Genomic DNA, 17149 nt, shown 5'->3' with positions numbered 1-17149 from the left:
CGGCCGTCCTCACCTGGGGACACCGGAATTCACGCGCACGATTTCATAGGTATATCGTATAGATCTTCGAATGTCTGAGGCTGATGCCAGAATGAACTATGGATATCTTCTCCGCCCTGCAGGACGCGATCAGCGCCCTGCAGGACGCCCTCGGAGACGGCGATGCCGCGCGGATTCCGGCGACCGTGCACGGACTCGACGACGACGAACTCCTGCGGGTGATCCGGAGCGCGACGACGCTCGTGCGCGCCGGAGAGTCCGTCCGTATCGCGGCGTCGGGCGTCGTCGCGGCGCGCTCGACCAGGGATGCCGGTCACAGCGGCCTCGCACAGAAGAACGGGCACCGGTCCGCCGTGTCGCTCATCCAAGACCTGACTGGCAGCACCCGCGCCGACGCGACGAAGCAGGTGCGCATCGGGGAAGCCATGGCGACATCGATCGTGTCAGCGCCTCCCGACGCTGACGCCGGCGGCGACGACTCGGGGATAGCGTGCACGACGTCGGCTGCGCCGCCCTGGCACGCCCCGCTCGGCGAGGCCATGTTGGTGGGCACGCTGACGTCCGCGCAGCACGACGCCATCTTCCGCGGTCTCGGCGATCCGCCCGCGGGCGTCGACGACGAACACGCCGACGATACGGCGGCGCACGACGCGTGGGCGCTCGCGGCACAGCAGCTGGTCGATGAAGCGCAGGTGCGCACCGTCGAAGAACTCGGGACTGCTGCTCGCGCAGTCCGCGACGTGCTCGACCCCGAGGGCGCGCAGCGCCGCTTCGACGAGCGGTTCGACGCGCGCTCCTTCCGCACCTGGACCGACCGCGACGGCGTGCGCCGCGGCAGCTTCACGTTCGACGACGTCGGCGCCGTCGGCATCGACACCATCATCGCCACCGCGCTGCGCCCGCGTCGCGGCGGACCGCGCTTCGTCGATCCCGACGAGGCGGCGCGGGCTCAGGAGCTCTCCGACGATCCGCGCACGAACGATCAGATCGCCTACGACCTGATCATGGACATCATCCGGGCCGGCGCGCTCGCCGACGCCTCGACGGTGTTCGGCACGCGACAGGCCGGCATCCGCATCGTCGCCACCCAGGATGCCCACGACGGCGCCATGACCGGACGGCCGGCGGTCGCCCTCGTCGAAGACACCGGTTCGACGCTGCCAGGCTGGGTCATCGCGGCTCGAACCTGCGACACCGCGACGGTCACCGTCACCCTCGACCCGTCCGGCAATCCGCTCCACCTCGGCCGCGAAGCACGACTGTTCAGCCCGGCACAGCGCGTCGCGTTGGCGGTCCGTGATGGCGGATGCCGCATCCCCGACTGCGACCGACCCGCCTCGTACTGCGAGGCGCACCACATCGACCCGTACGCGCACGGCGGCCGCACCGACGTCGATCGGGGCATCCTGCTCTGCGCGTTCCACCACATGAACCTGCATCATCATCGGTGGCGCATCACCCGCGACGGCACGGAGGAGTTCGTCCTCCATCGCCCCGGTCTGCCGCCCGTCCCGCTCCCCATGCGGGTCGCTCGACGCTACGACTTCGGCGACCTCGCCCCACCGGGTCGAAGACTCCACCCCGCCGGATAGCGGCGTGCCGGCGCTGAGTGCGCCGCGCGGTTCGCATCGCGACGGGAGTTGCCGCGACGCAGCAGGTCGCCCTCTAACCTTCGGCGCGGAGGGCCTCATCTTTCGCGGGGCCGCGGGTCGCGGCATCCGTCGTCCCCTTCTTCTGTCGATCACGCGCGGCCCCGACGATCGAGATCGCGGCGTAGAGGAAGAGCCCGCCGGCGACGACCGCGAGCACGATGGTGCGGTTCGAGCCGTTGAGGACGTTGTTCACCCAGCCCAGCAGCGGCAGGCTGTACCAGAGCGTGCCGCGGACCTGCACGGACTTCACCGGCTCCGGATCGACCGCGTCATTGTTGTCGCCCTTCGTGATGAAGGTCAGCTCGCCATCCGCATACGTCTTCGAGACCACGCGATGACTCACGACAGCCGCCTCGCCCGACCGGATCTGATACGTGATCACATCGCCCACGCGGATGTCGTCCACCGGCGTCGGCCGGATGACGACGAGCGTCCCCGGCGGCAGCCCCGGCTCCATCGACTGCGTCAGCACCGTCATCGCGCTGCCCCCGACCACGACCGGCAGGCCGACCACCGCGACGGCTACGCCGAGCAGCAGCACGAGGATCGACGCACTCAGCGACACGGCGAGGTAGTCCAGCAGGCTCTGGCCCTCGTCGCGCCGACGAGACGCGGCGCGGCCGGCGGGCACCGCGTCAGCGATCGTCTCAACGGACGCGGTGTGCGGCGGAGCATCGGTGGTCATCGTCATGGGAATCGATCTCGCAGGGGTTCAGGCGCAGTGGTAACGGGGGCCGGACTGAGCCGACTCCGACGGGTTCGTGGTGCGGGTGACCTCGACCGGCGCGCTCGCGGACGCCGTCGTCCCCGAGGCCGAGTTCTCGGTCGCCTCGACGGCGAGGGAGTACGTGCCGTTCTGGGCGATCGCGGTGCCGCTCAACACAGCCGAGACCGTCGCATCGGCGCTCGTCACCGTCGCAACGGTGGCTCCGGACGCGACGTCGTACAGGCGGTACGAGATGGCGGCGGCGTCGGTGCGGTGAGCGGGGGCGCTCCACGTCAGGCGGATGTCGCGTCCACCTTCACGCAGACACGTCGGTGTGCCGGCGGCGGCCAGCCGGTAGGCGGTCTGCGTGATCGAGGCGGCGGTCGCCGACGTCGTCCAGTGCGCGCCGACCGCGCCGGTGACGCTCAAGGTGGCGGTTGCGCTCTGCCCCTGCAGCTCCGCGTTCGTGGCGCCCTCGATCTGCGTCGAGACGCAGACCCTGACGCTCGCACCGGCGGCGAGTGTGCGTGCCGCCGCGGGCAGCGCGGGAGCAGTGTCGGCGAACGTCGTCACGACCGCGCCGACGGGAGCCGTCGCACCGCACGTGCCGGTCCACAGCCGCAGGGTGGTCTTCTGGGCGAGCGTCGTGCTGCCGGTCACCCGGTTGGCGAGGGCATACGACAGCGGCGCACCGCCGGCGTTCGTGATCGTGAGCTCGCCGACGACCGCCGTCGAACGACTGCCGGCGTAGCGGTACGTCGTGGTCAGCGCACCCGTCTGCGCCAGCGTAGTGGCGACGGTCGCGGACGAGGTGGACGCCGACACCGACGCGCTCGCGACCCATGCGGCGGTCGCCGCACCCGCGCCGCCGAGCACCGCGAGGGTGACGAGCGCGGCGATCGGGCCGATGTGGCGACGGCGGATCATCGGTGCACCTGCGTTCCGGAGACGGTGAGCGAGAGGACGGATGCCGCTCCCCCGGCCGCGTCCGCCGGTGCATCGTGCGGCAGGCCGACGCCGATGCACACGATGTGCGAAGCGCCGGGGGCGAGGGTGAGCTGCAGGTCGGAACCGGTGGCGGCGCCGACCCGGGTGGTCACCGTCGCCGGCACTCGACCGGCGGTGCAGTCCGCGGCCGACGCGGCCGTGCCGGCGGTGACGGCGACCGCCGCCGTGAAGGAGGTGGCGCCGGCCGAGCTCGTCACCGCGTCGATCGCGAGGGCGAGCGCCGTGGTGCCGGTGTTGCGCACGGTGGTCGGTGCCCAGACCGTGCGGCCCGGGTAGAGATCGGTGGCCGAGAGCTCGAGGGGCGTGGCGGTGAGGCCCGCCGATCCGGCACGGAGCGTGACGGCGGATGCCGCCGGCGCCGCCGCCGTCCAGATCGCGAACGTTCCCCCGCCGGCCAGGACGCCGAGGACGATCGCACCGGCGGCGCCCAGCGCACCCAGCAGCAGACGCCGGGGCGCGGCAGCGCGACGGGTGTCGCGCTGTGCGGCGTGGCGGCGGGTGCGGCGGGTCATGGCGGGGTCCCTCGGTCGGTGTCGCAGCGGGAGAAGGGGGCGGAGCGGGCGGCGTCCGCCGGAGGGCCCGCCTCTTCGGAGGCGGGAGCCCTCTCGGATTACTCGACGTCCTGCGTGAGGCTGACGGTCAGCGCGTCGAGGGTGACGGCGCCGTTCATCGCGTCGTTGTTGCCGCCGACGACCTCGCCGTACGGGAAGGCGATGGTGACCGTGACGGTGACGTCCTCGCTGACGACGCCGGCGCCCGGGGTGACGGTGAACGTCGGGCCGGTCCCGCTGATGCCGGTGCCGGAGGCGGTGAGCTCGGCGGAGTCGGTGAGGTAGCCCGCCAGCGCCACATCAGCGGGGTTCCCCGCGTCGGCGGGCGCGATCGACGAATCGGTCAGGGCGAGCGTCGCGCTCAGGCTGTCGCCCTCGGCACCGACCTTCATCGTCTTCGTGTAGGTGAGCACGTCGCCGGGAGCGACGGCGTAGTCGGCGATGGTGATCGGCGAGCCGTTGGCGGTCCAGGTTCCCTCGGCCTGCGCGGCCTCGACGACCAGGTTGCCCGACACGATCGACGCACCCGGCGCCGACGCCGACGAGTTCCAGGTGGCGAACGTGCCCGCGCCGCCCAGCAGCAGGATGACGCCGGCGGTGGTGGCGATGGAGGCCTTGACGATCTTCTTCATGGGAATGTCCTTTCGCGGGAAGCCCGCTCTTCATCTGCGGAGTCAGAGGTGCCGGGACCTGCGCGGCCGGTCTCCCGATCGCTCCTCGAGCACGATGAAAGTCTTCAGCCCGCGCCGCAACGTCCCGCCGAGCGACCGCCAGCGCTCCCGCAAGGCATCCGCAAGATCTGCGTGAGCGTGGGAGCGATCCCATCCGAACCGCAAGATCAGCGCAAGAACACCCGGAATGGACTTTTCGCGCGGATTCGGTGTGCTAGTCGCCGCCGCTGAGCGGTCAGCGGTTGTCGCCGGAGACGTCGATCAGCACCTTGCCCACCGCGCCCTGCTCGACGGCGTCATGGGCGGCCGCCGTCTCCTCGAGCGCGAACCACGTGAGCGGGAGCCCCGCTGCCTCACCCACCGGAAGCGCACCGTCGCGCAGCGCAGCGGTGATGTCCTCCGCGGCGGCCTGGAGCGCGGCATCCCCCACGGTGTAGAGCAGCAGACCCTGGAGCCGCACGTTCTTCGCGAACGTGGGCCGCACCGGGATCGTGGCGGCCGCGCCGCCGTTGTCGGCGTAGTACGCGATCGAGCCGTGGTTGGCGACGACCTGCCCGTCGAGATCGGCGTTCTGCGCGATCGACACCTCGACGATGTGGTCGACGCCGCCGGGCGCGAGCGCGGCGACGCGCTCGACGGCGTCGTCGTCACGGTAGTTCACGACGTGGTCGGCGCCCGCGGCTCGCGCGAGCGCGGCCTTCTCCTCGCTCGAGACCGTCGCGATCACCGTCGCCCCCGCCCACACCGCGAGCTGGATGGCGGCGTGCCCGACGGCACCCGCTCCCCCGGCGACCAGCACGACCCGCCCGTCGAGCGATCCCGGCGACAGCCGTGCCGGCCCGAACTCGTGCACCGTGAGCGCCCGGTGCGCCGTCATCGCGGGCACGCCCAGGCTCGCTGCGACATCGAAGCCGATCCCCTCGGGCAGTTTCACGGCGCGCTCAGCGGGGATGACCGTGAACTCCTGCGCGGTGCCGGTGGGGCGCTGGTGCTGGGCGAGATACAGCCACACACGGTCGCCGACCGCCAATTCCATCACGCCCTCGCCGATGGCGTCCACGACTCCGGCGCCGTCCTGATTCGGCACGACCTCGTCGAACGCCGGCGTGGATCCGGCGGAAGCGCGCGCCTTCCAGTCCGTCGGGTTCACCCCGGAGACGGCGACCTTCACGCGGACCTCCCCGGGCCCGGGTTCCGCGGGCTCCCGCTCCGCGAGCGAGAGGACGGACGAGCTGCCGGTGCGGGAGTAGACGATCGATCGCATGCGACAAGCCAACGCGGCGGCGACCGCGGGCATTTCCGATCGCTAGACCGGCCGCCCGGCGCGGCTCATGGCGTCGGCGAACCCGTCGAGCAGGAGCTCCAGGCCGTACTCGAACTCGGCGGCGTCGTCCTGCCCGGCGAGCGTCGGGCCGATCTCGGTGACCAGCGGGAGCAGCTTCTCGGCACTGGCATCCTGCATGCTGTCTCGGATGGGCGGGGTGATCGCCCTCGCCTCGGGCGAGAAGTAGCCGCCGACCTCGATGTCGAGCGTGCCGAGCGAGTAGGCGGCGAGTGCGCGGTAGCAGCGCGCGGTGCTGAGCGCGTCGAAACCCGCACGGCGGAAGGACCGGAAGCCTGCTTCCACGAACGCGAGCGCGTCGGGGGTGTGGGGCGGGAACCTATGGATCAGGCGCGCGGCGTTCGGGTGGCGCATCGCGACATGACGCACCGAGCGCATGATGAACCGCATCGCGTCGCGCCAGTGGACGTCTTCGGGGGGCGTGTCCACTTCGGCGAGCAGCAACTGCGCGACGGCGTCGAGAAGAGCGTCCTTGTCGGCGAAGTACGTGTACAGCGACATCGCGGACGTGCCCAGATCCTGCGCCAGTCTGCGCATGCTCAGGGCGTCCACGCCGTTCGCGTCGATCGCCGCCAGGGCCGCGTCGGCGATCACGCGCTGTGAGAGCTTTTCTGCCAATTCCGAACCTCCTGCTTGACAGCGTACATCGTACGCTGCATCATGTACGACGTATCCGTACACCGTAAAGAGATATGACTACACCGTAAGGAGTTGAGATGTCCGAGATCCGGGAAGCGACGCCCGAGGACGCCGCGGTGCTCGACGAGATGGTGCGGGAACTCGCCGCCCATGAGGATTCGCTGGAGCACGTCCTCGTCGGCGCTGCCGAGTGGCGCACCCTGCTGGCGCGTCCCGAGGTGACCGTGCTGATCGCCGAGGCCGAGGGCGAGGCGGTCGGGTTCACGTCGATGGTGCGCCGCCTGCACCTGTGGAGCGGCCGAGACCTCCTCGCGCTCGACGACCTCTATGTCCGGCCGGGCCATCGCGACAACGGCGTCGGCGGCCGGCTGATGAACGCGGCCGCGCGTCTGGCCTCCCGCGACGATCTGCTCGTCGTGTGGGGCGTGAGGCTCGACAACCACGCCGGCCAGCGCTTCTACGCACGCCTCGGCGCGACCCTGAGCACGAAGATGGCGGCCTCCTGGACGCCCGACCGCTACCGCCGACACCTGACAACGACCATCCACTGACAACGGGAGCAAGAATCATGACCACGATCGCCATTCAGGCAGCCGACCTCGTGAAGACCTACGGGTCGGGGCCCGCCGCCGTCCGCGCCCTCGACCGTGCCAGCCTCGCCGTCGCGCGCGGCCGGTTCACCGCCATCATGGGCCCCTCGGGGTCCGGCAAGTCGACGATGATGCACGCCATGGCCGGGCTCGACACGGTCGACTCGGGAAGCATCCGTCTCGGCGACCTGGAACTGACCGGGCTCGGCGAGAAGCAGCGCACGCTCCTGCGGCGCACCCGCATCGGGTTCATCTTCCAGTCGTACAACCTCGTTCCCGCGCTGACGGCGCGGGAGAACATCGAGCTGCCCCTCCGCCTCGCCGGGGCGCGGGCCGACAGTGACTGGGTGAACGATCTCGCTGACACGCTCGGCATCGCCGACCGCCTCACCCACCGACCGGCCGAGCTCTCCGGCGGTCAGCAGCAGCGGGTGGCCGTCGCCCGCGCCCTGGCCGCCCGCCCGGAGGTCGTGTTCGCCGATGAGCCCACGGGTGCCCTGGACTCCCGCGCCTCTCAGGCGCTCCTGACCTTCCTGCGCCGCGCAGCGCGCGAGTTCGGACAGACCATCGTGATGGTCACGCACGACCCCTCGGCCGCCGGGTTCGCCGACCGGGTCGAGTTCCTGTCGGACGGCGCCGTGGTGGACGGGTTCGACGACCCCACCGCCGCGCGCGTGCTCGACCGGATGGCTCGCTTCGACGCCGGAGTGGAGGTGGCGGCATGATCCGCTTCGCCCTCGCGCAGCTCGTCGCGCACCGCCTTCGCCTCGCCCTGACGGTGATCGCCGTCATGCTGGGGGTCGCCTTCGTCTCTGGCAGCCTCATCCTCAACGACACCGCTCAGAAGCTCTTCGACGACCAGTTCGCCGCGGCGACCGCCGGTGCCGACGTGACGGTCCGCACCGCGACCGCGTTCGATTCGGGCATGGGCGTGGAGGTCGAACGGGACCCGCTCGCCGCCGGCGTCCTCGAGAAGGTCGCCGCGGTCCAGGACGTCACCGCCGCAGTGCCTGTCGCCAAGGGCGCCGCCCGTCTGGAGCGGGATGCCACCGACCTCGGAGGCGTCCAGCTCTCCACCTGGGTCGCGCCGCCCATCGGCTCCTATCCCCTGCTCGACGGCGATTCCCCGTCGGGCCCGGGTGAGGTCGCCCTCGACAAGGCCACCGCGGATGCGCTCGGCCTCGGCGTCGGCGATCGCGTGACCGTCGTCGGCGAGCAGCGCGTCGACGCCCGCATCGTCGGATTGGTCGGATTCGGCGAAACCGACGGTCCGCCAGTGGGTGCCGTCGCCCTCGCGACGCTCGCCGGCGCACAGTCCGCGCTCGGTCTCGGCGACGGGCTGAGCGAGCTCCTCATCACCTCCGACCTCCCCGTCGGCGATCTCCAGCCGCTCCTGGCCGACGAGCTCGGCGGCGACGTCCAGGTCGCCACCGCGCAGGACCTCGCCGCCGCCGGCGCCGAGCAGGCCGCCTCGAACCTCGAGATGCTGCAGATCGTGCTCGTGGCGATGAGCGTCGCCGCGCTCGTCATCGGCGCCTTCCTCATCGCGAACACGTTCGGCATCGTCATCTCGCAGCGCACGCGCGAACTGGCGGTGGCACGCGCCGCCGGCGCCACCGGCGCGCAGGTCGCGGGGTCGGTGCTCGTCGAGGCCCTGGTCGTGGGAGCCGTCGCCGCCGCAGCCGGTGTGGTGCTCGGCATCGCCAGCACGTACGGCCTCCGCGGCCTGTCGCGCACCTTCGGCGTCAGCATCCCCGACGGCGACCTCGTCGTCCAGCCGCGCACCGTCCTCATCGCGCTCGCGGTCGGCACCGTGGTGACGGTCGCGTCGGCTGTGGGCCCGGCGCGGCGCGCCGCGACCGTGTCGCCGCTGGCCGTCATGCGCGCCGGTGCCGCGGAGGCGCGCAGCGTGGGTCGCGGACGGACCATCACCGGTGCGGCGCTGCTCGCCGTCGGTGCGGTGGTCGCCGCGCTGCCCACGTTCGGAGCCCCCGTCGTGCTGCTGGGCGCGGGTCTCATCATCGCCCTCGTCGGGGTCGTCATGGCGGGTCCCGCTGCGCTGCGGCCGCTGGTCGCGGCGGTCGGTCGCGCCGGCGCCGGCACGGTGCCGGGGCGACTCGCCCGGGACGCCGCCCTGCGCGCGCCCCGGCGGACGTCAGCGACCGTGATGGCGCTCGCGTTCGGCCTGGCGCTGATGGCGTTCGTCTCGGTCGTCGGAGCATCCGTGAAGGCGGCGACAGGCGCGCAGTACCGCGAGGTGATCTCGGCCGACGTCGTCATCGAGAGCGCCGGCCAGGAGATGCTCGGCGGGGTGCACGCGTCCGTGTACGACGAGGTCCTCGACGTTGCGGAGGTCGGCACCGCGACGCGACTGAAGTACGGGCACTGGAAGGACGGCGAGTCGACGTCGGCACTGACCGCCTTCGACCCGGAGCGCATCGCCGACGTCGCCGGCATCCGGATGGTGGACGGCAGCCTCGCTGCCCTGACGGGAGGCGGCGTCGTCATCGCCGAGCGCGTGGCCGCCGACCGAGAGCTCGGCGTGGGCGACGAACTGCCGATGACCTTCGCCCGCACCGGCGAGCGCTCGCTCCCCATCGTCGGCGTCATCGCCGACGGCCCCGCCCAGGCGCTGCAGACCGACTACTTCGTGTCGCTCGACACCTACGCCGGGCTGTTCACCGAAGACATGGACGCGAGCATCTTCGTCACCGCCGCCGACGGCACGACCCCCGCGGAGCTGACAACGGCGCTGACAGCGGCGCTCGACGACCACCCGACGGTGCAGGTCCGCGACCAGGCCGCCGTCATCGCCGGCCGCACGCAGACCGTGGACCAGATCTTCGGCCTGGTCACGGTGCTCCTCGGTTTCGCGATGGTCATCGCTGTGCTCGGGATCGCCAACACGCTCGCCCTGTCCATCGTCGAACGCACGCGCGAGATCGGACTGCTCCGCTCCGTGGGGATGTCCCGTGGCGCGGTGGCGCTGATGGTGCAGACTGAAGCGGTGATGGTCGCGGTGGTCGCGCTCGTCACCGGGCTCGCCCTCGGTATCGGCGCCGCGTTCGCCGCGGTCGGCGCGTTGTCGACGATCGCGCCGTTGGGGATCGTGATCCCCATCGACCAACTCGTCGCGCTCGTCGTCGTCGTCGCCGTCGCCGGGCTCGTCGCGGGCCTCGCCCCCGCCCGCCGCGCGGCGCGGCTCCCCGTTCTGGAGGCGATCGCCCATGTCTGAGCACCGCCGGCTGTCCCTCGTGCTCACGCTGGTCGCCGCCCAGCTGGTCGTGATGATGGACTCCAGCATCCTGAACGTCGCGCTGCCCTCCATCGCGGAGGACCTGGACCTCTCGGCCACCGCCACCGCCTGGGTGCTCAACGCCTACTTCCTGACGTTCGGAGGGCTGCTGCTCGTCTCGGGCCGCGCCGCCGACATCGTGGGGCGCCGGCGGATGTTCCTCGCCGGCGCCGCCGTCCTGACCATCGGATCCGTCGTCGGCGCCCTGGCGGCCGACGAGGTGACGCTCATCTGCGCGCGGCTGCTCCAGGGAGCCGGGGCGGCCATGCTGAGCCCGGCGGCCATGTCGGTGATCCTCGCGCGTTTCACCGGCGAGGACCGCACCCGGACCATGAGCTGGTGGGGGGCGGCATCCACCGTCGGCGGGGCGCTCGGTGTCACCGTCGGCGGCATCCTCACCGGCTCGTTCGGGTGGAACAGCGTGATGGTGGTCACCGCCGCCTTCTCCGCCGCCATCCTCCTGGCGGGCTGGGCGATGCTCCCGGTCGACGAGAAGGGATCGCGGCGCTCGTTCGATGCGACGGGCGCCTCCCTGGTCACCGTCGCCGCGGTCGCCGTCGTCTACGCGGTCCTCGCCGCGCCGCACGCCGGCCTCGTCTCTCCCGAGGTCATCGTCGCGACCCTCGCCGCGGTCGGTGCCGGACTCGCGTTCGCGCTCGTGGAGCGGCGGGCGTCAGACCCGGTCCTCCCCCCGTCGGCCCTCCGCGACGCGCGGGTCTCCGGTGGCATCGTCGTGAACATGCTCGGGGGCGCGGCGCGCATCGCGTGCTTCGTGCTCGTCGCCCTCCTCATCCAGCAGGTCCTCCGGTACGCCCCCGCCGTCGCCGGGCTCGCGATGCTGCCGACGTCCCTCGCCGGGTTCGCGGTCAGCACCCTCGTGCTGCCGCGCGTCCTCCGTCGCTTCGGACCCGAGAAGGTCGTGCTCGCGGGGCTCGGGATGCTCGTGGTCGCGCACCTGCTGTTCGCGTCGATCGACGCCGGCGCGCCGTACATCTGGCGCGTGCTGCCGGTGCTGATCCTCGCGGCCACGGGCGTCGCGTTCAGCTTCACGCCGACCACCCTCGTCATCGCCGACGGCATGGCCGCGCGCAACGCCGGAGTGAGCTCGGGGCTGGCATCGGCCACCGCGCAGATCGGGGGCGCCATCGGCATCGCCGTCTTCGGCGCCGCCAACGCGGCGGCGTACGCGGCGACGGTCGACGCCGGCGGTACGAGCGCGGCCGCCGTCGACGCGGGCCTCGCGGCCGCGCACCTCGCCGCCGCCGGCAGTGCCGCCGCAGCCATCCTCATTGCGATGCTGACCTTCCCGGCCCTGCGGACCACCGGCGCGGCGCGGCGCCGGGCGGGGCAGGCCCGCCCCGCCGATCCGCGCTGAGTCAGGCCCCCACGTCCCGCATCGCGACGGGGAGCTCCCGCGCCAGCTCCCCCGCGAGGAAGCCGAGTCCGAGGCGCGCGCCCAGCAGCCGCCCCGCGCGGCCGTGCGTCCACGCGGCCCAGACCGCGGCCCGCGACGGCTCGAGCCCGCGCGCGGCGAACCCGGCGATCGCGCCGGCGAGCACGTCCCCGCTCCCCGATGTGCCCAGCCCGGCGTCGCCCTCGTCGACGCGCCAGGCGCGGCCGGACGGGTCCGCGACCACGCCGTAGCAGTTCACCACCGCGTCGAAGCGGCGTGCGATCTCGCGCACGTCGTCCACGTGGTCGTCGAGGTCGCGCCCCAGCAGGATCCCGGCCTCCTCCTTGTTCGGGTTCAGCACGAGCCGCGCCGGCAGGGCGCCGCGGTCCACATCGCCGAGCACACCGAGGGCGAACGCGTCGAGCACGAGCACCTCGGGGCCCACGTTCGCGACGGCGAGCAGCGTGGCCCGGGTCTCGTCGGCGTCTGAGAATCCGGGACCGACGAGCACGGCATCCGCCGACTCGAGCTGCTCCCGCAGCGCGCCGCCGAGGGGCGTCTCGGCATCATCGGGGAGCGCGAGGATGCCGGCTTCGGGCAGCGCGATGCCGACGTGGGCGTCGATGGACTGGGGCACGGCGAGCGCGACGCGTCCGGCGCCGACGCGGAGCGCGGCCTCGCCCGCCAGCAGCACCGCACCGGGCGACGTTCTCGAGCCGCCGACCACCACGACGTCTCCGCGCGACTTCTTCGAGTCCCCGGGATCGGGCAGGCCCCAGCCGCGCAGCAGCGACTCGGTGACGCGCTCAGGCCGGCTCGACATCGGGGCTCCCCGGGTGCGCGGTGACGTCGGCGCCCTCTCGCCGCAGGTGCGCGACGTCGGAGAAGTCGACGAGCTCCCAGCCGCGGTCGCTGCGAACCAGGTGGGTGACCGACCCGTTGAGCACGGTGTGGTCTTCGGCGAACGCCAGCAGCTCGTCTTCGCGGAGGGGCAGCAGCACGTACAGCACGAGCATCACCACCGCGTCGTGGGCCACCATCAGCACGCTCTCGCCCGGACCCTCGAGCGCCTCACGCAGGAACGAGCGCAGCCGCAGCGCCACGTCGGCCCATGACTCCCCGCCGGGCGGGCGGTGGTAGAACTTGCCGAGGTGCCTGCGCCGGGCCATCTCGTCGGGGTGGCGGCGCGCGACACCGGTCCGGGTGAGCAGATCCAGGATGCCGAGCTCGCGGTCGCGCAAGCGCTCGTCCACCACCACCGCGGCGTCCGCGCCGGACGCGTCGAGGGCGAGTGCGAGCGTCTCACGAGCCCGCAGATACGGCGATGCCCAGAAGGCGTCGATCGTCGCCCGCCGGTCGTGCAGCCATGCGCCGAGCGCCGTCGCCTGCTCGCGACCCGTATCGGACAGCGGGACGTCGGCATCGCGCTCGTCGAGGGGGATGACCTCGAGCCCGTCGATCTCGGCTCTCGTCGCCGCGACGTTGCCGATGCTCTCCCCGTGCCGCACCAACCACAGCTCTCTGACCGCCATCACCTCAGGCTAGGCAGAACGCCCGGCGCGGGCACCCCGTTGACACGAGGTGCCCGCACCGGGCAGACGACCGCCGTCCGACGTCAGTTGGCGATGCCCCCGCACAGCACCGGAACCGTCGCCTCGAGCGGGATGGCCGCACCCAGCGACGACGAGCGGCTGGCGAACGGGTCGTCCGGGTTGAACGCGTACTGGCCGTTGCCGTCGAAGTCGATGCCGTGCACGATGACCTGCACCATCCCGGCGTCCGCGTACCCCGGGACGCTCGTGAGCGTGCGCTGGTAGAAGAGGTATCCGCTGGCGTCGGCGACCGCGAACCGATCCAGCGCGAGGGCGCTGCTGGGCGAGACGTCTCCGGTCGAGGTGAGCGAGGTGAGGATGCCGCCGTAGAACGGCACGCCGTCGACCACCGTCACCACTCCGTCCGGGCCGGCCGCATCGGGACCCGGGCAGCCGAGGTCCGCGGCATTCCCCGGCACGCCGTGGAGATGCATCGCGTGGGGCAGGTTCGGCGAGAGGCCCCACGCCTCCACCGTCACCTGCAGCTTGCCGTTGGGCAGCGCCTTGACCCGTGTGGTCCCGCTGGCCTGGCCGCCGGGCACGTCGGCCGGCTGGATCGACTCGAGGTCGTAGCTGTAACTGGCCACGGTCGCCGACGGGTTGTCGTCGTGAGCAGCGGATGCCGCTCCTGCGGTCCCCAGGACCAGGGCCACTCCCGCCGCGGCGGCCGCGACGGCTCTTGAGATTCTCATGGGATGGACTCCTTCGTCTCGCGGCGTCGGCCGCGCCCGCGACAGCGGAAAGGCTGTCGCGGGTGATTCGGAGCTCGGACCGATTCGGATGCCTCCGGACCGGTCACGACGCGACGCGGCGGCCACCCGATCCGGGTGACCGCCGCCCGCTGCGCTCAGTCGTCGCTGTCCGCGCCGGTCGCCACGACGGCGAACTCCGCGTCGAGGTCGATCTCGATGAACTCGCCGCCCGCCGTGAGCACCGTGACGTCCCACGGCGAGGTGCTGTCGTCGTCGGCCTCGATCTCGACGATGCGCCCGTCGGCCTCGGCGAGCGCCGCGTCGACGATCGCCGCGATCGCGTCGGCGTCGAGCACGTTCTGGGGCGCGGTGTCGTCCGCGTCGGCTTCCTCGGTGGAGGTGACGGATGTCTCCCCGGCGGCGTCGACCCGCACCTCGGTCTCGGTGCCGTCCTCGGTCTCGAGCGACACCTCGGCGCCGCCGTCGCGCTTCAGGTCGATCGACACCGGCTCGCCCTCGCCGGCGCCGGACGCGGCCTCGACCATGGCGACGAGGTCGTCGGCGGAGTCGGTGCCGAGGTTCGACAGGTCGCCGGACGCGCGGTCGTCGGACGCGTCGTCGTCGGCGGAGCCGTCGTCGGTCGCGTCATCGGCGCCGTCGTCCGACACCGCCGAGGCGATGGCGTCGCCGGCGTCGTCGGCCTCGTCGGCGATCGCCGAGCCGATGGCGATGCCGCCGCCGGTGAGGATCGCGGCGGTGAGCACCGCCCCGCCGGCGATCAGCAGGCCGCGGGTGCGGCGGCGCTTCGGGGCTGCGGGAGCGGGAGTCGGCGTCACCGTGGCCGCGGTCGCGTCGGTCCGGGCGGGGTCGGCCTGGGCGGCGTCTTCCCGGCCGGCGTCGACGGGCTGGGGCGTGGTGGGGGAAGTCTCGGGGGTGCTGTTCTTGTCGTCCATGATTCGATGGTGCAGGCCGGCCGCTGAAGCACGCCTGAAGCGTCCTGAAGGCGTCTTCAGGATGCGGCGGGCAGCACGACCGAGAACCGCGCCCCGCCGAGCGGCGAGTCCTCGACGCGCACGCCGCCGCCTTCGGCCTCCGCGATCGCGCGGACGATCGCGAGCCCCAGGCCGCTGCCGCCCGCGTCGCGGGCGCGCGCCTCGTCGAGCCGCACGAAGCGCTCGAAGATGCGATCGCGCTCGTCGGGCGGCACACCGGCGCCGTCGTCGTCGACGGTCAGCACCACCTCCGCGCCACGCCCTGTCACCCCGATAGCAACCGCGGATCGTGCGTGGCGGGCGGCGTTGTCGGCGAGGTTCCGCACCAGCTGCCCCAGCAGCCTGGCGTCGCCGCGCACCCGCGCCGCGCGGATGCCCGACCCGTCCACGGTGGCGCCGCCCGCGCGCAGCCGCCGCACCTCGGCGAGCGCGAGGTCGTCGAGGTCGACCAGGTCCTCGCGGAGCGCCGCCTGCTCGTCGAGCCGCGTCAGCAGCAGCAGCGCATCCACGAGCTCCTGCATGCGCAGCCCCTCGTCGTGGACCACCCCGGCGAGGTCGTCGACGGAGGTCGCGTCCGGATGCAGCTGGGCCAGCTCGGAGTGCTGGCGGATCGTCGCGAGCGGGGAGCGCAGCTCGTGCGAGGCATCCGACACGAACCGCCGCTGCGCGGTGGCCGCGGCATCCAACCGGTCCAGCATGCGGTTCATCGTGCCGGCGAGCGCGGCGATCTCATCACCCGAGGCCGGCACCGCGACACGGCGGTCGAGGCGGTCGGCGGTGATGTCGTCGACCTCCGCGCGGATGCGCGCGACCGGGCGGAGGGCGCGCCCGACCACCCACCACGTGATCGCCGCGACCAGCCCCGTGACGCCTGCGACGGCGACCGCGAGCAGCAGCGCCACCGTCGCGAGCGTGCCCTGGTCGTCCTCGATCGAGACGGCGAGCAGGAGGGCGCCGTCGTCGAGGTCCTCCCGCACGACGAGCATCGGCTCGCCGTCGAACGTGGCGAGGCTCGCGCCCTCGCCGTCGGGCAGGTCGCCGCCGTCGGCCTCCTCCGACGCCGCCACGACGCGGCCGTCGTCGTCGAGGACCTGCACGATGTCGTCCTCCAGCTCGGTCACCGCCGAGAGCCCCTCCGTGTCGACCCGCGCGGCCAGCTGCTCGGCGCGCGCCTCGGCACCGCGGACGGCGGCATCGCGGATGCTGGAGGAGAGGATGCCGTAGAACGCCAGCGCCCCGGCCACGAGCGCGGCGGCGACGACCAGCGTCGCGGCCGCGGCGATGCGGGTCCGCAGCGACCGGCGGCGTCGCTCAGCCACCGTCGGCCGCCAGACGGTACCCCGCGCCGCGGACGGTCTCGATCGCCGCGCGACCGAACGGCCGGTCGACCTTGCGCCGCAGGTGCCCGACGTACACCTCGACGATGTTGGGGTCGCCCTCGAAGTCGTCGTTCCACACGCCGGCGATGAGGTCGCGCTTGGAGAGCACCTGCCCGCGGTGGCGCATGAGGTGCTCGAGCACCGAGAACTCCCGCGACGTGAGGTCGATCTCGGCGTCCGCGCGCCACGCCCTGCGGGCTCCCGGATCGAGTCGCAGGTCGCCCGCCTCGAGCACGGTCGGCCGCTCGACCCCACCGCGGCGGATGAGTGCACGCAGCCGCGCGACGAGCACGGCGAACGAGAAGGGCTTGGTGACGTAGTCGTCGGCGCCCGTCTCGAGCGCCTCGACCTGGTCCCACTCGCCGTCCTTCGCGGTGAGCATCAGCACGGGCGTCCAGTTCTCCTCCGCGCGCAGCGCCTCGCAGACCCGCCAGCCGCTCATGCCCGGCATCATGAGGTCGAGCACGATCGCGTCGTACGCGGTCTCGCGGGCTCGCCACAGTCCGTCCACGCCGTTGTGAGCGACATCCACGCCGAAGCCTTCGGCTTCCAATCCGCGACGGATGCCGTCGGCCAGGCGCACCTCGTCATCCACCACCAGAATCCGCATCCGCTCCAGTCTGGCGCTCGTCGGCTGAATCCCGCCT

At 72.7% G+C, this 17149-nt stretch carries 17 protein-coding genes; 5 read left to right on the top strand and 12 right to left on the bottom strand.

Annotation, left to right across the window (positions count from 1 at the left end; genetic code table 11):
* Positions 1-98: 98 nt before the first annotated feature.
* Positions 99-1592 carry a DUF222 domain-containing protein gene (locus tag ACFRAL_RS14730; protein WP_378884207.1) on the top strand — a complete coding sequence of 498 codons (1494 nt, stop codon included), beginning with the start codon at positions 99-101 and terminating at the stop codon, positions 1590-1592.
* Between the two features lie 73 nt (positions 1593-1665).
* On the opposite strand, the gene ACFRAL_RS14725 is transcribed toward ACFRAL_RS14730, so the two are convergent.
* From ACFRAL_RS14725 to ACFRAL_RS14700, 6 genes are all read right to left on the bottom strand, one after another.
* Positions 1666-2343: a signal peptidase I gene (locus tag ACFRAL_RS14725; RefSeq protein ID WP_378884204.1), complete on the bottom strand. Its 678-nt coding sequence runs from the start codon at positions 2341-2343 to the stop codon at positions 1666-1668.
* Positions 2344-2364: 21 nt separating this feature from the next.
* Positions 2365-3285: a hypothetical protein gene (locus ACFRAL_RS14720; RefSeq protein WP_378884201.1), complete on the bottom strand. Its 921-nt coding sequence runs from the start codon at positions 3283-3285 to the stop codon at positions 2365-2367.
* Positions 3282-3878, bottom strand: coding sequence for a hypothetical protein (locus ACFRAL_RS14715; RefSeq protein ID WP_378884199.1), 597 nt, complete (start codon positions 3876-3878; stop codon positions 3282-3284). The genes ACFRAL_RS14720 and ACFRAL_RS14715 overlap by 4 nt, the downstream gene beginning before the upstream one ends.
* A gap of 98 nt (positions 3879-3976) precedes the next feature.
* Complete coding sequence (locus ACFRAL_RS14710; protein WP_378884196.1) at positions 3977-4549, bottom strand: alternate-type signal peptide domain-containing protein; 573 nt, start codon at positions 4547-4549, stop codon at positions 3977-3979.
* 274 nt (positions 4550-4823) lie between these two features.
* Positions 4824-5852 (bottom strand): NADPH:quinone reductase, encoded by a 1029-nt coding sequence (locus ACFRAL_RS14705; protein ID WP_378884193.1) that lies wholly within the window; start codon positions 5850-5852, stop codon positions 4824-4826.
* Positions 5853-5894: 42 nt separating this feature from the next.
* Positions 5895-6548: a TetR/AcrR family transcriptional regulator gene (locus ACFRAL_RS14700; protein ID WP_378884190.1), complete on the bottom strand. Its 654-nt coding sequence runs from the start codon at positions 6546-6548 to the stop codon at positions 5895-5897.
* A 98-nt stretch (positions 6549-6646) separates the two neighbouring features.
* Here ACFRAL_RS14700 and ACFRAL_RS14695 point away from each other — a divergent pair, with 98 nt between their 5' ends.
* From ACFRAL_RS14695 to ACFRAL_RS14680, 4 genes are read left to right on the top strand one after another with little or no spacing between them, the layout of a single operon-like run.
* Positions 6647-7120, top strand: a complete 474-nt coding sequence (locus ACFRAL_RS14695) for a GNAT family N-acetyltransferase (protein WP_336398200.1) — start codon at positions 6647-6649, stop codon at positions 7118-7120.
* A gap of 17 nt (positions 7121-7137) precedes the next feature.
* On the top strand, positions 7138-7884 hold the full coding sequence (locus ACFRAL_RS14690; protein ID WP_378884186.1) for an ABC transporter ATP-binding protein: 747 nt from the start codon (positions 7138-7140) through the stop codon (positions 7882-7884).
* Positions 7881-10394 carry an ABC transporter permease gene (locus ACFRAL_RS14685; RefSeq protein WP_378884183.1) on the top strand — a complete coding sequence of 838 codons (2514 nt, stop codon included), beginning with the start codon at positions 7881-7883 and terminating at the stop codon, positions 10392-10394. Before ACFRAL_RS14690 ends, ACFRAL_RS14685 begins: the two co-directional genes overlap by 4 nt.
* On the top strand, positions 10387-11829 hold the full coding sequence (locus tag ACFRAL_RS14680; RefSeq protein WP_378884180.1) for an MFS transporter: 1443 nt from the start codon (positions 10387-10389) through the stop codon (positions 11827-11829). The genes ACFRAL_RS14685 and ACFRAL_RS14680 overlap by 8 nt, the downstream gene beginning before the upstream one ends.
* Before the next feature lies 1 nt (position 11830).
* Here ACFRAL_RS14680 and ACFRAL_RS14675 read toward each other — a convergent pair whose 3' ends face one another.
* From ACFRAL_RS14675 to ACFRAL_RS14650, 6 genes are all read right to left on the bottom strand, one after another.
* Complete coding sequence (locus ACFRAL_RS14675) at positions 11831-12670, bottom strand: NAD(P)H-hydrate dehydratase (protein WP_378884177.1); 840 nt, start codon at positions 12668-12670, stop codon at positions 11831-11833.
* Positions 12654-13379: a histidine phosphatase family protein gene (locus tag ACFRAL_RS14670; protein WP_378884174.1), complete on the bottom strand. Its 726-nt coding sequence runs from the start codon at positions 13377-13379 to the stop codon at positions 12654-12656. Before ACFRAL_RS14670 ends, ACFRAL_RS14675 begins: the two co-directional genes overlap by 17 nt.
* 83 nt (positions 13380-13462) lie before the next feature.
* Positions 13463-14131 carry a hypothetical protein gene (locus tag ACFRAL_RS14665; RefSeq protein WP_336398194.1) on the bottom strand — a complete coding sequence of 223 codons (669 nt, stop codon included), beginning with the start codon at positions 14129-14131 and terminating at the stop codon, positions 13463-13465.
* A gap of 155 nt (positions 14132-14286) precedes the next feature.
* Complete coding sequence (locus ACFRAL_RS14660; RefSeq protein ID WP_378884171.1) at positions 14287-15084, bottom strand: hypothetical protein; 798 nt, start codon at positions 15082-15084, stop codon at positions 14287-14289.
* Positions 15085-15140: 56 nt separating this feature from the next.
* Entirely contained in the window at positions 15141-16442 is a 1302-nt protein-coding gene (locus ACFRAL_RS14655; protein WP_378884168.1) for a sensor histidine kinase, read from the bottom strand.
* Positions 16435-17112: a response regulator transcription factor gene (locus tag ACFRAL_RS14650; protein ID WP_378884165.1), complete on the bottom strand. Its 678-nt coding sequence runs from the start codon at positions 17110-17112 to the stop codon at positions 16435-16437. The genes ACFRAL_RS14655 and ACFRAL_RS14650 overlap by 8 nt, the downstream gene beginning before the upstream one ends.
* Positions 17113-17149 lie beyond the last annotated feature (37 nt).

This window comes from Microbacterium sp. NPDC056736 (genome assembly GCF_042790415.1).
Lineage (GTDB): Bacteria > Actinomycetota > Actinomycetes > Actinomycetales > Microbacteriaceae > Microbacterium.
The sequence above is the reverse complement of the archived record's forward strand: the minus strand, read 5'-3'. Positions and strand labels throughout refer to the sequence as shown.

Bases quoted from the DNA above. Each gene is read 5' to 3' on its own strand.
- ACFRAL_RS14730 (WP_378884207.1), top strand. From the start codon at position 99: ATGGATATCTTCTCCGCCCTGCAGGACGCGATCAGCGCCCTGCAGGAC.
- ACFRAL_RS14725 (WP_378884204.1), bottom strand. From the start codon at position 2,343: ATGACGATGACCACCGATGCTCCGCCGCACACCGCGTCCGTTGAGACG.
- ACFRAL_RS14720 (WP_378884201.1), bottom strand. From the start codon at position 3,285: ATGATCCGCCGTCGCCACATCGGCCCGATCGCCGCGCTCGTCACCCTC.
- ACFRAL_RS14715 (WP_378884199.1), bottom strand. From the start codon at position 3,878: ATGACCCGCCGCACCCGCCGCCACGCCGCACAGCGCGACACCCGTCGC.
- ACFRAL_RS14710 (WP_378884196.1), bottom strand. From the start codon at position 4,549: ATGAAGAAGATCGTCAAGGCCTCCATCGCCACCACCGCCGGCGTCATC.
- ACFRAL_RS14705 (WP_378884193.1), bottom strand. From the start codon at position 5,852: ATGCGATCGATCGTCTACTCCCGCACCGGCAGCTCGTCCGTCCTCTCG.
- ACFRAL_RS14695 (WP_336398200.1), top strand. From the start codon at position 6,647: ATGTCCGAGATCCGGGAAGCGACGCCCGAGGACGCCGCGGTGCTCGAC.
- ACFRAL_RS14690 (WP_378884186.1), top strand. From the start codon at position 7,138: ATGACCACGATCGCCATTCAGGCAGCCGACCTCGTGAAGACCTACGGG.
- ACFRAL_RS14685 (WP_378884183.1), top strand. From the start codon at position 7,881: ATGATCCGCTTCGCCCTCGCGCAGCTCGTCGCGCACCGCCTTCGCCTC.
- ACFRAL_RS14680 (WP_378884180.1), top strand. From the start codon at position 10,387: ATGTCTGAGCACCGCCGGCTGTCCCTCGTGCTCACGCTGGTCGCCGCC.
- ACFRAL_RS14675 (WP_378884177.1), bottom strand. From the start codon at position 12,670: ATGTCGAGCCGGCCTGAGCGCGTCACCGAGTCGCTGCTGCGCGGCTGG.
- ACFRAL_RS14670 (WP_378884174.1), bottom strand. From the start codon at position 13,379: ATGGCGGTCAGAGAGCTGTGGTTGGTGCGGCACGGGGAGAGCATCGGC.
- ACFRAL_RS14665 (WP_336398194.1), bottom strand. From the start codon at position 14,131: ATGAGAATCTCAAGAGCCGTCGCGGCCGCCGCGGCGGGAGTGGCCCTG.
- ACFRAL_RS14660 (WP_378884171.1), bottom strand. From the start codon at position 15,084: ATGGACGACAAGAACAGCACCCCCGAGACTTCCCCCACCACGCCCCAG.
- ACFRAL_RS14650 (WP_378884165.1), bottom strand. From the start codon at position 17,112: ATGCGGATTCTGGTGGTGGATGACGAGGTGCGCCTGGCCGACGGCATC.